This is a genomic window from Microcoleus sp. B4-D4, from assembly GCF_036705185.1.
In the GTDB taxonomy this organism is placed as follows: domain Bacteria; phylum Cyanobacteriota; class Cyanobacteriia; order Cyanobacteriales; family Microcoleaceae; genus Microcoleus.
This window is the reverse complement of the sequence record NZ_JAUBTX010000035.1, coordinates 45,172-59,970: the sequence shown is the minus strand read 5'-3', so window position 1 is coordinate 59,970 and position 14,799 is coordinate 45,172. Positions and strand designations below refer to the sequence as shown.

The window sequence follows — 14,799 nt, the reverse complement described above, 5'->3', positions numbered from 1 at the left end:
CGGAATTATTTAACCGCAGAGAACACAGAGAACACAGAGGAAGAGAAGGGAGTGATGAATGGTTTCGATGAAGGGCGGATTTGATATTAGTTAACGGCGATTTACCTGTAACCAAATTTCTAGTGTTACCAACAGCCACAGCTTCAGCCCGTAGCGGGGAAAAACTTCGCCTCGATAGTTTAGCCATTCATCAATCAATGCCCGATCGAGGTAAGGTGCGATCGCCGCATGACGATTCAACAGCAACGATCGCGCTTGTCGTTGCCAATCCCTCAAAAACCACTGCTGCATTGACATTACCATCCCGCTTTTCGGACGGTTGACAATCGCATCTGGGAGTAAATCGGCAACAGCAGCCTTGAGCACAGCTTTTTCCTGGGCGCCCGAAAGCTTGTATTCTGGGGGGATTTGCAAACTCAGCGCCACCATCCGCCGATCGAATAGGGGCGATCGAGCTTTTAGCCCCGCAGCAGCCGTCAGATTATTCACCTTAGTTAAAATGTAATCGGCTCCCTTATACTCAATATTCAGGCGCATCAACCGATTCAAAAAAGTCGTTTCTGTCTGTTGCAATTCCTGTGCAAACACCGAAGGCGTATTTTTCACCTTTTCCCAAACCTCCGGTTTCAGCAAGCGCGGTAAATCCACATAGCATTTCTGAAACGAAGTTAAGTAAGCTGCGATCGGATCTGGTTTACCCTGAATCGAACCATACAAACTATTCAGCAACATCGGCTTATTTTTGGGCCCGCCAAAACACGGATCGCCACCTTCCCCATTCAGTACCACATCTGCAAATTGTTTTGCCGATCGCCCCAACAGCAAATTGGGCACCGTCAAGCCTTCCCCCACCGGATCGTCCATAGCAGCCAGCGTTTCCGGTAGCAATTCCCAAATTTGCTTGGGCGAAACTTCTAAAATATGGTGCTCGGTGCCACAATGTGCTGCGACGATGTTAGCAAATTCAATCTCGTTTGGATATTGGGCCCCAAAGTGCATCGAAAAAGTGTGCACCGGCCGATCGTGCAACCGGGATGCGATCGCAGTCACGCAACTTGAATCAATGCCACCCGAAAGGTATGCTGCGACAGGTTCCCCGGCTGGTAGCCCTTCTTGCACCAGTTGTTCCAAGAGCGATCGCACTTGTTGACTGTGCCATTCCAAAGGGCGATCGGCATTCGTAATTTGCTCCTGCGGTTCCCAGTACCTCTGCGCCTTAACATCCGGTAAATACAAGTAACTACCAGGGCGCAATTCTCGCACCGATTCCCACAGCGTTTGGGCTCCGGGTACAAAGGCACAGCACAAATAGTCGCGCAAAGCAACTAAATCGAGTGTGCGATCGTGATACGGATTGAGCGATCGCAGTCGAGGCGCAATCCAGCGAGTATTTCCCGCACGGGTGTAATAGAGCGTTTTGGCTCCGACGCGATCGCGCCCCAGACACAAGGTTTTCTCCTCTAAATCCCACACAGCCAGCGCAAACTGTCCTTCCAGCAAGCTCAAAGTTTGAGGGCCCGACTGTTCCCACAGCCGCCCGACGATCGCCAAATCCGTCAATCCATCGCTGTCAATCTGTTGTTTGAGTAGCAAAGTGCGATCGAAGGAACAGTCACCCACCAGCACAAATCGCTGAGTAGGGCTGAAGGTAGGTTCAGCTCCAATTATGGCAAAACCGGCGGTTTCCCAAGTTGCAGGGTGCGATCGGGCTTTTGGACCCCAAGCGATCGCCCAATTCGGGTTAATCGACTTCTGATTTTCCATCGATTTATATCCGGTTGTATCGGAATAATTAAACCGCGAAGGCGCAAAGGACTCGAAGGAAGTCCCCCCTGCCCCCCCAAGGGGGGAAAGAAGAAGATGCTGTTCTTTCTTCGCGCTCTTCGCGTCTTCGCGGTTCGTTTAATATTACTCCATAACAGAACTTTATATAATACAATTCCGATTAAAAAACATTAGAAAGCAACTTATAAATCAAGCGAAATACGGCTGTTGCCGCGATCGCCCCCAAAGCCCCCAAACATCCCACAAACAACACGCCAACGATCGGAGAACCGGGATAAATCATAGTTGCGGCCTTCTGCAAAGCCGGGAAAAACCACAGCACAGCCAGAGTACCAACACCAATAATCAGTATCTCAGTTTGTTCGATCGCCCTGCGGTACTGAGCGTAAATCAGCCCCCCCACGATCGCACCCAGCAACCCGATACTCAAGCCAGGAGATGGCAGCCAACTCGTCAGGGCGATCGCCAGCAACGCCCCCTCAAAACCCGTAAACGCAGCCCCACGCAAAACCTCCCAAATCGAAAAATCCCCTCTCGGCCGAGGTTGCAGACTTCCCGGAGGAGTCACAGCAACAGGCACAGGAGGCGGCAGAGGAGGTGGTAGCTGCACAGGAGGTAGGGGGGGCGGAGTCTGCACAGCAGGCGGCTGCACGACCACCGTAGGCTGTTGAGAATTGTATTTCAGAGCCGCTTCCACCTCGGCAGCAGATTGAAAGCGCTGGCTCGGAGCCGGCAACAACATTCGATCGAGAACTTCAGCCAAACGCGGGCTTACCTGCACCTTAGAATGCCAATTCCACTGATTTTGATAACTATCAAACAACTCCGTCGGCTGCAAACCGCTCAACAAAGTAATGCAAGTCACAGCCAAAGCATAAAAATCCGTTGCCGGATAAACTTCTTGCCCGCTCATCTGTTCTGGCGGAGCGTAACCCAAAGAATAAATACCAGTAGAAGCCTTAGAACTGCCCGCAGTTTGCGTCACCTGTTTGACAGCCCCAAAATCTAATAAATAAAGCCGACTATTTTTAGCCCGCATAATATTAGCAGGTTTAATATCTCGGTGAATCGAACCGCGAGAGTGCACAAAATCGAGAACCTTCAAGATTTCTCGCAGCACCTCCAGCGTTTGGGCCTCCGAAAACTTACCCTTAGCAGCAAGTTCCTCCTCCAAATTTTCACCGTCAATAAATTCTTGAACCAAATAGAAAAACTGATCGTTGTTCCCCCCTTGCAAACTCGGAACAGTCAGCTCAAAAAACGCCAGCAAACTCGGAATTTGCGAATGTTCGTTTCCCAGTTCTTCCAGCACCGCCGCTTCCCGTTCAAACAGAGTATGAGCGATTCTTAGCTGTGCCGGAGTCATATTTGCCGACGGCTGCAAAAGTTTAGCCACGCACTGCCGCATCGCCGGAGTGTAGCGGTCTCTAGCCAAAAATGCCGCCCCAAAACCGCCTTGACCCAACAACCTCGCGGGCAAATAGCGGCCGCTCAAAATTAGGGGCATCCCGCAAGTCGTGCAAAACTTTTGCTGCACCGTTTTTAGCAGGGAACTGTCATCGAGGTCTGCAAAATTGTTTTGAGGGCGCGGGCAGCCCGGGCGGGTGCAGTAAACTTCCATTTTGGTTTGCTAATTGGGAATTGGTAATTGGGAATTGGGAATTGGTAATTGGTAATTGGTAATTGGGATTGCTAATAGAGGGTTGGGATTTGCTAGTTGCTAATGGTTTAATTCCTAATTATGTGCTGTTAAACTTTCTTTTTATGCAAGTTCCACTTTATTTTACCCTCTTTAGCTAGTTTTGGTATTAGCTTGTTGCATCAAACAAGCCGATTACCCATTAAGCTGTTCTACGTTTTAATTGTGCATCAAAAATCAATCAAGATATTGTGGAATCGGCACTTCCCGAGCCAGTTCCGAACATCCAATTTAAATGCAAAACAACTTACCGATTACCATTACCGATGACCCACGATCAATTAGCAAATTTTTCCAGGGGCGATCAAACCATATTTTAATCTCTAAACTAACAGCGAACTGCGCGCCTGCCAACGACCTCAAAGATTAATTTTCCGCTGCATTGGGAGTTACTATTTCTATCAGAGGTAAATCGATCGCCGGAGCTGCTTTTTTCTCCTGGATGGTGGAATAAGTAGCAAACAGGGGCAGAATTTCATTGCTGAAAGCCTCTGCCGCTTTAGAACGGTAGCGGTTGGGGTTGCAAATCAGCGACAAAATCCGAGTTACCAAAACTTCATCCATTTTAGATTTGTGCAAAACGCCCATCAGCAACTCTTTTTCGATCGCCGAAACCGACACAAAAGCAGCACCTAGCCCCGACTGAACCGCATTTTTAATAGCTTCGATCGAATTGAGCTCCATTTCTATTTTCAAGCGGCGCGTGTCAATGCCGCAGCGAGTCAGTACCTGATCGATTACTTTGCGGATAGTAGACTGCGAGTCTAGGGAAATAAACTGCAATTTATAAAGGTCTTCTTTTTGGATACTTTCTTGTTGTACCATCGGGTGAGACGGAGGCAGAATCAGAGCCAGTTCGTCTTCTGCGTAAGGCACAATTTCTAAAGCTTCTACAAGTTCGGTAGGAATTTCTCCGCCCACAATTGCTAAATCGATTTGCCCGTTGGCCACACTCCACGCGGTGCGGCGGGTAGAGTGAACGTGAAGTTGTACCGCTACATCCGGGTACTTTTGGCGGAACATCCCGATCATCCTGGGTAGCAAATATGTCCCGGTTGTTTGAGAAGCGCCGACTATCAAAGTACCGCCTTGGAGATTTTGCAAGTCTTCGAGAGCTCGACAAGTTTCTTGACAAAGCGATAAAATTTTCTCGCCGTAACTCAGCAGCAGGTGTCCGGCTTCGGTGAGTTGAGCCCTGCGCCCCCCCCTGTCAAACAGCGGCACGTCCAACTGTCTCTCTAGGTTTTGCACCTGCAAGCTAACTGCGGGCTGGGATACGTAGAGGCTGTCGGCGGCGCGTTTGAAGCTTCCTTCGGAGGCGATCGCCTTGAGAATACGTAACTGGTCTAAAGTGAAAGGAAGGTCAGACATATATCTAAATTGTCAGTTGTCAGTTGTCAGTTGTCAGTTGTCAGTTGTCAGTTGTCGGTTGTCAGTTGGTAGGGGCGGTGCCCCCGTGCCCGCCCTCTTAGTTGTCAGTTGTCAGTTGACGGTTGTCAGTTGTCATAACAGCAAACAGCGAACAGTCAACAGCGAACAGTCAACAGCAAACAGCGAACAGTGAACAGTTAACTGACTGATAACCGCTGAATGCTCCTATAGATACTTTGTGACACAACTTGGCCACGAATCAATAACTTTTCTTAATATTTGCAATGACGATCGACTTAGCGCTTGACTCCCACTTAGTTATTCTGGGACTTTTATTCGGTTTTGCGATCGCCCACAGCGGTTTAGCAGCCCTCCGGCCAACAGGTGAAAAGCTGATGGGGGCTAGACTTTACCGGGTTTTGTTTGCCCTTGTCAGTTTGCCGCTGGCGGTAATTCTGATTGTCTATTTTTTCAACCACCGCTACGACGGCGTGCAGCTTTGGCAAGTACAGGGAGTGCCCGGAGTTAAACCCGCAGTTTGGATACTTTCAGCAATTTCCTTTCTGTTTCTGTACCCCGCAACCTTCAACCTCTTAGAAATTGCCGCCGTCCAAAAGCCGGAAGTTCACCTCTACGAAGCCGGGATCATCCGCATCACCCGTCACCCGCAAATGGTGGGACAGGTGATTTGGTGCGTGGCCCACACCCTGTGGATTGGCACTAGCTTTACCCTCGTCACTTCCATCGGTTTGGTACTTCACCACCTGTTCGGAGTGTGGCACGGCGACCAGCGGCTGCGGGCGCGTTTTGGCGAATCCTTTGAAACCATCAAATCTCAAACCTCAATTATTCCATTTTTGGCCATCCTGCAAAAGCGTCAAACCCTTGATTTGCTTGAGTTTATGCGTCCTTCCTACGTAGGTGTAGTTATTTTTACGGGCCTGTTGTGGAAAATTCATCCTTTTTTGATGCGTGTCACGGGGAACATATACTGGTAGCATGATCCCTAGGATTGAAAAAAAATTATTAAATTTTGAGGGATCATGGTGTTGTCGGTTAGCGAACGCACTTTTGCACAAGAGGTATTTCAAGCCTCTACCCCCGTTTTAGTTCACTTTTGGGCACCTTGGTGCGGTTTGTGCCGCGCGATCGACCCTACGCTTAAGACTTTTGATGCACAGTGGGCAGGAAAAGTCAAGCTCCTAGGGGTGAATGCCGACCAAAGTTTGAAGTTAGCAAATACTTATCGGCTGACAAGTCTGCCGACGCTGATTTTGTTTGAGGGCGATCGAGCTCAATTTAGATTTGAACATTATCAAGGACGCGAGGAACTGCGGCGGACTCTCGATTCTTGGATGCTAGCCACTGTGAATTCTTCCCAAACTCAACGCCTGCAACCGCAGCAAGCAGTTAACAGGTAAGGATTCCCAGACATTTGGCCCGCGCGGTAGAAAGTATTTGGAATTCCCCATTTATTTCGATCGGCCATCCGACGGCACCTCAGTAGAGGCAGAAACCGAGTTTTTTTACGAAAATACGGCGTATATCGCCTGATATCGATAAAAACCCGGTTTCTTGAGTCGATCAGCTCTAAAAGTGTATTGATTTGTCAATCTATCTTTAGGAATAGATTGAAAGCGAACAAGATCGATCGGGAAAAAATAAAGCAGTTCTCAAGGGTTGTCGATCGGCAATACTGAAAAATTGGAGCGAGTATTTTTGCCCAGTGGCGCAGGCGTGTGTCACAATTGTTTACAGTTTTGGCAATATCTAGTAGAAACTTTAAACAACCTATCAGTCATGGAACTGCTTTATCAATACGCTTGGCTGATTCCAGTCCTGCCGCTGGCAGGCGCAATGCTAGTAGGTTTAGGCTTAATCACCTTTAACCAGGCAACCAACAAACTCCGACAAGCGAATGCGATCTTCATCGTCTCCACGCTGGGAGGGTCAATGGTACTATCTTTCGCATTGCTGTGGAGTCAACTACAGGGCCACGCACCCTACACCCGCAATATTGAGTGGGCCTCTGCTGGCGACTTCTCGCTAAAAATGGGCTATATCATCGACCCCCTGACGGCGGTAATGCTGGCGATCGTCACCACGGTCGCCTTTTTGGTGATGATTTACACCGACGGGTACATGGCACACGATGACGGGTACGTGCGATTTTACGCCTACCTGAGCATCTTCAGCGCCTCAATGTTAGGTCTAGTCCTCAGCCCCAACATCATTCAGGTTTACATTTTCTGGGAACTCGTAGGTATGTGTTCATACCTGCTAGTAGGCTTTTGGTACGATCGCAAACCCGCTGCTGATGCTTGCCAAAAAGCCTTCGTCACCAACCGCGTCGGCGACTTCGGCTTGCTGCTAGGCATCCTCGGCATTTACTGGGCAACCGGCAGCTTTGAATTTGAGGTGATGGGCGAACGCCTCCACTCTCTAGTCGAATCCGGCGCCCTTTCGGCGACTCTAGCGACAATCTTCGGAGTTTTGATCTTTTTGGGCCCAGCCGCCAAATCCGCTCAATTCCCCCTCCACGTCTGGCTCCCAGACGCAATGGAAGGCCCCACACCGATTTCGGCCCTGATTCACGCGGCCACGATGGTAGCCGCCGGCGTATTCCTGATCGCTCGGATGTACCCAGTGTTTGAAGGGCTGCCGGCTGTCATGAATTTGATCGCCTGCACCGGCTGTTTTACGGCATTTATGGGTGCTTCGATCGCAATTACCCAAAATGACATCAAAAAAGGCTTAGCCTACTCCACCATCTCCCAATTGGGCTACATGGTCATGGCAATGGGCGTCGGCGCCTACAGTGCCGGACTGTTCCACTTAATGACCCACGCTTACTTCAAAGCAATGCTGTTCCTGTGCTCAGGTTCAGTCATTCACGGCATGGAAAATGTCGTCGGCCACAACCCAGCTCTGGCTCAAGACATGAGAGTCATGGGGGGCTTGCGTAAATATATGCCGATTACCGCTTCTTGCTTTTTAATCGGCAATTTAGCAATCTGCGGCATTCCGCCCTTTGCAGGTTTTTGGTCAAAAGACGAAATCCTCGCCCAAGCTTTTCACGCTAATCCAGCTCTCTGGGCTGTGAGTTGGCTGACTGCGGGCATGACCGCGTTTTATATGTTTCGGATGTATTTCAGCACCTTTGAGGGCGAATTCCGAGGCAATGACAGCGCCATCAAGCAACGACTCCTACAACCTAATCTGGTTTTCGGCCCCGGAGCGATGAATGTTAAGGAATTGGCACCGACTGGCGAAAGTCACGGCGAACACGACCATTTTCCTCACGAATCTCCTCTGACAATGGCTCTGCCGTTGGTGTTGCTGGCTGTACCTTCAGTATTTATCGGTTTTGTCGGTACGCCGTTTGCTAATTATTTCGAGCAGTTTGTGCACGCGCCGGGGGAATCTCTAGAAGAAGTTTTGCAACACGCCGCTGAGTTTGATTTGACGGAATTCCTCATCATGGGCGGGAGCTCTGTAGGTATTGCTTTGCTTGGCATTACTTTGGCTTCTCTGATGTATTTGAGCCGGAAAATTGACCCGAGTGCGGTAGCTGCAAAAATCAAACCGCTTTACGAGTTCTCCCTCAACAAGTGGTATCTCGACGATATCAACGAAGTTCTCTTTGTCAAAGGCAGCCGCCGTTTAGCGCGACAAGTCATGGAAGTGGATTTGCGAGTTGTCGATGGTATTGTCAACTTGACAGGGTTTCTGACTCTGGTAACAGGCGAAGGTTTGAAATACTTTGAAAGCGGTCGCGCTCAATTTTACGCCCTGATCGTGTTTGTCGCAGTTCTGGGTTTTGCGATCGTTTCTGGAGTCAGTTAAATCTGTAGGGAAATGGCAATGCCTATTGGTCTCAACAATCGCCTGAAACCTTTTGTCTTTCTCCTTTACTGCCGAAGTCTGATCCCCCTAAATCCCCCTTAAGAAGGGGGACTTTGAGCAGATTCTTGTCCCCCCCTTTTTAAGGGGGGCTAGGGGGGATCTGGCCTCGGAGATCGACGAGAGATACAAAGGTTTTCAGGCGATTGTTGAGACGCCTTGGGCGAAGCGAAGCGGAGGGATTGCCGTATCCCCACCAAGAGATATTTTAAGAAATGCTATTAGCTCAATAACTCACAATTGACAATTAGCCAATAGAAATAAATTTTGAATGAAACTCATTTTTGGCGATCGCACAAATTGTCGCAAATATAGCAAAAACAAATGTTTCGTATAAAGAAAGTATAAAATTTATAGGAAAACGGTTAAAATATGTTTAAACCTAATAGTTGATGGCTAATTTTAAAACGCAATGGATACAGCTAATTTCCCCTGGTTAACAACAACAATTCTGTTTCCCATTGCTGCGTCCTTGCTGATTCCTTTGATTCCCGACAAGGATGGCAAGACGGTGCGCTGGTATGCACTAATTGTAGGTTTGATCGATTTTGCTCTGCTTGTTTACGCTTTTTGCACTCATTACGACTTCAGCAATCCAGATTTGCAACTGGTAGAAAGCTATACTTGGGTACAGCAACTCGATTTAAATTGGTCGGTGGGTGCTGACGGTTTGTCGATGCCGCTGATTTTGCTGACTGGTTTTATTACTACGCTGGCTACTTTAGCAGCTTGGCCTGTCACATTTAAACCTAAGCTTTTTTACTTTTTGATGCTGATCATGTACGGCGGACAAATCGCAGTTTTTGCCGTACAGGATATGTTGCTGTTTTTCCTAGTTTGGGAACTGGAATTAGTCCCCATTTACCTAATTTTGTCCATCTGGGGCGGCAAGAAGCGCCTCTACGCAGCAACTAAGTTTATCCTTTACACCGCAGGCGGTTCGCTGTTTATTTTGGTGGGCGCGCTGACGATGGCGTTTTACGGCGATACGGTGACTTTCGATATGCGGGCGATCGCGCTTAAAGACTTCGCCCCCAATATAGAATTGCTCCTGTACGCAGGTTTCTTAATAGCCTACGGCGTCAAACTGCCAATTTTTCCCCTCCACACTTGGCTCCCTGACGCTCACGGCGAAGCCACCGCACCCGCCCATATGTTGCTAGCAGGAATTCTGCTAAAAATGGGCGGCTACGCTTTGCTGCGGATGAATGCGGGAATGCTCCCCGATGCTCACGCTACTTTCGCACCGCTGTTAGTAATTTTGGGTGTGGTAAACATTGTTTACGCCGCCTTAACTTCTTTTGCTCAGCGCAACTTGAAGCGAAAAATTGCTTATTCTTCGATTTCGCACATGGGCTTTGTGCTGATTGGGATAGCTTCGTTTACCGATTTGGGAACTAGCGGTGCAATGCTGCAAATGGTTTCCCACGGTTTAATCGGGGCGAGTTTGTTCTTCATGGTAGGTTGCACTTACGATCGCACCCACACCCTCATGCTCGACGAAATGGGCGGTGTCGGCAAGAAAATGCGTAAGGTTTTCGCGATGTGGACTGCTTGTTCTATGGCTTCCTTGGCTTTGCCGGGAATGAGCGGTTTTGTAGCAGAATTGATGGTGTTTGTAGGTTTTGCAACCAGCGATGCTTACAATCCGGTATTTAAGGTTTGCGTGGTATTTCTAGCGGCTGTCGGGGTAATTTTGACTCCGATTTACCTGCTGTCAATGCTGCGAGAAATCTTCTACGGCCCAGAAAACAAGCAATTGGTGGAACACGAAGAGTTGGTGGATGCGGAACCGCGAGAAGTGTTTATTATTGCGGCTCTGTTAGTGCCGATTATTGGCATTGGGTTGTATCCAAAGATGCTGACTCAGGTTTACGATGCGACTACTTCACAGTTGACTGCAAAGTTGCGGGCTTCTGTACCGTCTCTGGTGGCTAAGGCTGCTGATAAAACGGTGGCTCTGCGCGCTCCGGCGATCGAGCCGAGCAAGTTGTGATTTGAACGAGATTTAGGAAGAAAACCCCCAAAATCTTAGAAAGATAGAGTTTGGGGGTTTTCTATTTTTATTGATAGACAAATCAGGGAAACTTTGGCTCTCAATCAATCTGGAGTTGGGTTTGAGAAATAAAATGGGCAGGCGGTAAATGAGGGCGATCGGAGTGTTAGACCGCAACTTCGGTATAATTGATAGTTATGTACTTTGCTAGATATGCAATAAGTCAATGATCCTAAATCCAAAATCACTTGAGAAGCTTAGGAACCTAATCAATGAAGAAACTGAGTATCGCTCAGGGCCGCAACTCGTTGAATTTTTTAACGCGTTAGGGTTCAGTGATTCTTACCGTCAAGGTTTTCCGTCTCGCTGGATATTCACTGATGAGCGTCTCCGCCAGCTTAATGGCAAGCCCGAACTTGATGAATGTATAAAAAGTGTTCTTTCACCAGTAAATTTTATCAATCGGACTCTCGAACTAGACAAGCATATTGCAGAATTCAACCAATATATCGCCTTTGACCAATGGAAGGTAGTTCGTGATGGCGCTAATATAGGTTTTGCTAAGCTTGAGAAAATCGAAATCGATGAAACGGCAACTCCAACAGAAGATGAATTCTTGAAGAGAGAGTTCTCTAATATTTCGATTGCGGAAATCGGTCTTGAAAGTGATTTGTCAGATATTCTTCAGCAAAGGATCAAGGAAATTGAACAGTGCTTTTCGGCCGGTGCATATTTATCAGTCATCTTATTGGCTGGCAGCACACTTGAAGGAATTCTCTTGGGCTTGGCAAAAAAGCATCCACAGCAATTTAATACCTCCAAAAAAGCCCCCAAGGACACTTCGGGAAAGGTAAAGAAGTTCCCGGACTGGTCGCTGAATAGTTTTATTGATGTTGCAAGAGATATAAATCTAATTCAACATGATACCGAGAAGTTTAGCCATTCTCTGAGGGAATTCAGAAACTATATTCATCCTTTCGATCAGATGAGATCGGGCTTTAACCCTCGACAGGACACTGCAAAAATCTGTCTCCAAGTGTTGAAGACTGCAATCCATGAAATTAATGAAAGCGTCAGTAATATCAGTACATAACAACCATGTTGCAGCGGACAGTTTGGAGATATTTGTTGTGACGCAGTAGTTACTCACCGCCGCTGAACACGAACGTCATGCCACAGCCTAAGCTCTACGAGTAAACCCGCCTCCGCAATGGCTGAGTATCACGTTGAGAAACCGGGTTTTTTACCGAATCTGCGGGCTGGAACCGGTCTTTTAGTAAAAAACCCGGTTTCTGGGCCCTGATGCGTCCAGGACTATACAATTGAGTGAGCTTTATACTGAGGCATTTTTATGTTGAACGTGACAGTTGACGAAATTCAGCGCGATCCTTCAAAGTATCTGCGTCAAGTGGAAGCAGGTGCAACTTTTGTTATCCTGCTTGCAGATAAGCCGATCGCCGAACTAAGACCTATTTCTAGCAGCAAGCAATTGCGACCATTCGGTTTGTGTGCAGGCGAGTTTACCGTTCCAGATGATTTCGACGCTCCTTTGTCGGAAGATATCCTCAGTGCATTTGAAGGTAAATGAATATTCTGGTAGATACGCACATCTTTTTATGCTTCATCAGTGGTGACAGTTATCAACAGATGTTCGAGATGCAATTCGCGATCCAGATAATGAGGTATATTTGAGTGCAGTTTCAGTCTGGGAAGCAATTGTCAAGTACCAGTTGGGTAAGTTACCTCTGCCGGAGCATCCCGAAACATATTTACCCAAACAGCGCGATCTTCATCAAATAGTCAGTCTTTCTCTTGATGAAAGTAGCGTAGCTCAACTGGCTAAACTGCCACCATTACATCGCGATCCATTTGACAGAATGCTTATCTGTTAAGCTTGAGAGAATGGTCTGACTATTGCGACAGTAGATGGGGCAATTCGTGCCTACTCGGTCAGCGTTATGTAGGAGTGTAAGTGAGCTATCATATCCATAACAGGATCAAAAGTTACAAAAAAGAGGGAATGTATGCAAACAATCCTTTTGAGTCGTGAAGAAGTCGCTCGTCGTGCGAAACATTTGTATGAGAGCACCATCCGCCAAAAAATTGAATTAGAAGAGAATATTGGCAAGATGGTCATCATTGATATAGAAACAGGTGACTACGAAGTTGATAAAACTGGGCTAAAAGCCGCAGGTAGTCTGATGGCAAAGCATCCGTATGCTCGACTTTTTGGCATTCGTATTGGTTACAATGTGGCTGCTTCGTTGGGTGGTGTAATGGAGCGTTTCAACAAGTGATTTCTGGTATCATATTCATATTGATCGGATATATAGCTATTAGAGATTGCTCATGAAGATTAAAGCGATTATCTGGCAAGAAGATGGCGTATGGTGCGGCTCGGTTCCAGCACTTCCAGGTTGTCACACATGGGGAGAGAGTTATGAACAGTAGTTGTTAGAGATGCTTGAAGATGCTGTTCAGGGTTGGCTTGAAGTCGCCAGCCAACAAAATGAACTTGCACCCGATAAACAGTTAATTGAGTTATCTCTATGAAATCTGTTTCTGGCAAAGCACTCTGCAAAATCGTTGAGCGATATGGTTGGGAGCTAAAAAGAATCACTGGTAGCCATCATATCTACGCGAAATAGGAGGTTGCAGTTATTCTCTCTATTCCTGTGCATAGCAATAGAGACTTACCTACTGGAACCTTAAGAAGTATTCTCAAGGATGCTGGGATTGCGGAGGAAGATGTGCAATGACAGCCTTCCATTCGGTGCGTTAGCGAAGCCCTCGAAGAGGATCGCTCTTTTAGTTTCTAGCGTTATTGTTCTGCCAAAAGTGCATTCTTTTTGACACTTGACAAATGGTATTTTGTAGCCGAAAGCTGTGCCACCATTTCGGCACGAGACGAAACCTCAAGCTTGCGAAACATTCGTTTCAAAGCTTGTTTCACCGAATTCTCAGTAATCCAAATTTCCTTCCCGATTTGTGCGTTTGTTCGTCCTAAAGCAACCAATTCGGCAATTTCCAATTCACGAGACGTTAATCGATCGCTCTTGAAAGGTTGGTGTTGAAATCGCACTGTTGCAGCCCAAACAGACAAATGCAAACAGATCGCACTCAAATCGGCTAAATTTTGTGTATCGAAGGCAAACATTGACTGTTCGCGGGTACAACCCACTACACCCGCTAATTGACCGCGATTGACGATCGGGCCCGCCATGACGTGCCAATGATCGGGGCGGGGACAAATCATTGTCCAAACCTTGGGTGATGTCACCAATGCTTCGTGCACGGGAGCGTGACGCTCCACTAAATAACGCGCCAGAGGATTGTGTTCGATCGATAGCGCAACTTTCAAAGTTTTCTGAAGATTGCTATCTAGTGAGGGAAGTCGATCGAAAAAGAAGATTCCCGATCGCTTAGCTGCAAAATACTCGCCGATTTTGGGCACGACTTGCGATCGCAAATCTTGTTCGTCCTTCACCTGGTCGATCGCTTCAAATAAAAGCTGTAAGGGACTTTTCATGGTCATGGTGGCAAAAAGAGTACCCGATCGAGGTCTAGAAGCATTGCAATACTCAAATTATATTACCCTTATAGTCTCAAAAACAACTTGACATGACAACAGCTTTGGAAATCGATCGCGCTCCTGCACGTTGGATGGCGATCGGCTTTTACACGACTTCAATCATCTTTAATCTCTGCTTGATTTCTCAGTTATTAACAGTTGGAGTTGCCTACTTCAACAATCCTGGATGGTGGAATATTCATGTTTGGCTAGTGCGAGGTTATGGCGGACTGTCATTAGTATTGCTGGGATGGGCGTTGATAGCTCCCTTCTCGCGCAGAATACGGCATCTCGCCGCAAGTCTACCGGTGCTGCTGGGACTGCAATTTGCCAGCATTCATCTCAAGAGTCCTCTTCACCTAGAAATACTGCATCCTCTGATTGGATTTACGTTGCTCTATGTTTCTTCCAGCCTTGTACATCACCTATCGCGCACTTTATCGTCCAGCAACTATCACAAAAATCAAATTTGAG

Annotated in this window: 13 protein-coding genes and 1 pseudogene; 10 read left to right on the top strand and 4 right to left on the bottom strand. The window is 47.4% G+C overall.

The window, feature by feature from the left end; genetic code table 11:
• Positions 1-90 precede the first annotated feature (90 nt).
• From QUB13_RS22185 to QUB13_RS22175, 3 genes are all read right to left on the bottom strand, one after another.
• Complete coding sequence (locus tag QUB13_RS22185) at positions 91-1,764, bottom strand: asparagine synthetase B family protein (RefSeq protein WP_333384832.1); 1,674 nt, start codon at positions 1,762-1,764, stop codon at positions 91-93.
• Between the two features lie 181 nt (positions 1,765-1,945).
• Entirely contained in the window at positions 1,946-3,406 is a 1,461-nt protein-coding gene (locus QUB13_RS22180) for a serine/threonine-protein kinase (protein WP_333384829.1), read from the bottom strand.
• A gap of 444 nt (positions 3,407-3,850) precedes the next feature.
• Positions 3,851-4,855: a LysR family transcriptional regulator gene (locus QUB13_RS22175; protein ID WP_333091839.1), complete on the bottom strand. Its 1,005-nt coding sequence runs from the start codon at positions 4,853-4,855 to the stop codon at positions 3,851-3,853.
• Positions 4,856-5,139: 284 nt separating this feature from the next.
• On the opposite strand from QUB13_RS22175, the gene QUB13_RS22170 reads away from it, so the two are divergent.
• The 9 genes and pseudogenes from QUB13_RS22170 to QUB13_RS22130 all read left to right on the top strand — a co-directional run bounded on the left by QUB13_RS22170 (position 5,140) and on the right by QUB13_RS22130 (position 13,513).
• Positions 5,140-5,853, top strand: coding sequence for an NnrU family protein (locus QUB13_RS22170; protein ID WP_333384826.1), 714 nt, complete (start codon positions 5,140-5,142; stop codon positions 5,851-5,853).
• Positions 5,854-5,898: 45 nt separating this feature from the next.
• Complete coding sequence (locus tag QUB13_RS22165) at positions 5,899-6,276, top strand: thioredoxin family protein (protein WP_333193891.1); 378 nt, start codon at positions 5,899-5,901, stop codon at positions 6,274-6,276.
• A gap of 379 nt (positions 6,277-6,655) precedes the next feature.
• Positions 6,656-8,701 carry an NAD(P)H-quinone oxidoreductase subunit 5 gene (locus tag QUB13_RS22160; protein ID WP_333384861.1) on the top strand — a complete coding sequence of 682 codons (2,046 nt, stop codon included), beginning with the start codon at positions 6,656-6,658 and terminating at the stop codon, positions 8,699-8,701.
• A 469-nt stretch (positions 8,702-9,170) separates the two neighbouring features.
• Positions 9,171-10,754, top strand: coding sequence for an NAD(P)H-quinone oxidoreductase subunit 4 (locus tag QUB13_RS22155; protein WP_442922194.1), 1,584 nt, complete (start codon positions 9,171-9,173; stop codon positions 10,752-10,754).
• 226 nt (positions 10,755-10,980) lie between these two features.
• Positions 10,981-11,847 (top strand): hypothetical protein, encoded by an 867-nt coding sequence (locus tag QUB13_RS22150; RefSeq protein ID WP_333384823.1) that lies wholly within the window; start codon positions 10,981-10,983, stop codon positions 11,845-11,847.
• 258 nt (positions 11,848-12,105) lie between these two features.
• A complete protein-coding gene (locus QUB13_RS22145) occupies positions 12,106-12,342 on the top strand; it encodes a type II toxin-antitoxin system Phd/YefM family antitoxin (RefSeq protein ID WP_333384820.1) in 237 nt (78 codons plus the stop codon).
• Positions 12,343-12,442: 100 nt separating this feature from the next.
• Positions 12,443-12,646, top strand: coding sequence for a type II toxin-antitoxin system VapC family toxin (locus QUB13_RS22140; protein ID WP_333384817.1), 204 nt, complete (start codon positions 12,443-12,445; stop codon positions 12,644-12,646).
• Between the two features lie 132 nt (positions 12,647-12,778).
• Positions 12,779-13,051 (top strand): hypothetical protein, encoded by a 273-nt coding sequence (locus QUB13_RS22135; RefSeq protein WP_333384814.1) that lies wholly within the window; start codon positions 12,779-12,781, stop codon positions 13,049-13,051.
• 252 nt (positions 13,052-13,303) lie between these two features.
• A pseudogene (locus tag QUB13_RS22130) lies at positions 13,304-13,513 on the top strand (type II toxin-antitoxin system HicA family toxin).
• Between the two features lie 62 nt (positions 13,514-13,575).
• Here QUB13_RS22130 and QUB13_RS22125 read toward each other — a convergent pair.
• Positions 13,576-14,283, bottom strand: a complete 708-nt coding sequence (locus QUB13_RS22125) for a LuxR C-terminal-related transcriptional regulator (protein WP_333384811.1) — start codon at positions 14,281-14,283, stop codon at positions 13,576-13,578.
• Between the two features lie 92 nt (positions 14,284-14,375).
• On the opposite strand from QUB13_RS22125, the gene QUB13_RS22120 reads away from it, so the two are divergent.
• Positions 14,376-14,798: a DUF6220 domain-containing protein gene (locus QUB13_RS22120; protein WP_333384808.1), complete on the top strand. Its 423-nt coding sequence runs from the start codon at positions 14,376-14,378 to the stop codon at positions 14,796-14,798.
• Position 14,799 lies beyond the last annotated feature (1 nt).